The sequence below is a fragment of the Micromonospora sp. M51 genome (assembly GCF_018070305.1).
Lineage (GTDB): Bacteria > Actinomycetota > Actinomycetes > Mycobacteriales > Micromonosporaceae > Micromonospora > Micromonospora parva.
Genome location: NZ_JAGPXZ010001529.1, coordinates 1 through 429 on the forward strand (window position 1 = coordinate 1; position 429 = coordinate 429).

The following is a 429-nucleotide window of genomic DNA, read 5'->3' on the forward strand; positions in this document are numbered from 1 at the left end:
GCGGCGGCCCTTGTCGCGATAGCGGGCCCGATCCTCCCGACTGAAGGTCCGCACGCCGACGTCCTCGCCCATGGTCACCACCCCGTCACCGCTGGTCCCCCTAACCTCGCACTGATCGGCGGGCAGGGGAAGACCCGATGGTCCTTTCCTACCCAGTCGCCCGCCCCGCCACCCCGGCCAGAGCCGACCGATAGCATTGCGGCCCGAGAGGTGGTGGCGTGCGAATGCGCGAGAAGGTGACCCGGCTGTTCGTCGCGGCGGCGATCGCCGAGGCCTGCTCCTGGCTGGCCCTGCTGGTCGGCATGCTGGTCAAGTACGGCCCGACCGACAACGAGCTGGGCGTCAAGATTTTCGGGCCGATCCACGGCGGCCTGTTCGTCGCGTACGTCGTGCTGGTGCTCGCCGTGGCCCGGCTGCACCGGTGGAGCC

At 70.4% G+C, this 429-nt stretch carries 1 protein-coding gene; it reads left to right on the forward strand.

All coding sequences use genetic code 11. The annotated features are described in order from the left end of the window. Positions 1 to 224: 224 nt before the first annotated feature. The coding region (locus tag KBX53_RS35805) for a DUF3817 domain-containing protein (RefSeq protein WP_210864120.1) at positions 225 to 429 on the forward strand (205 nt) is incomplete at its 3' end.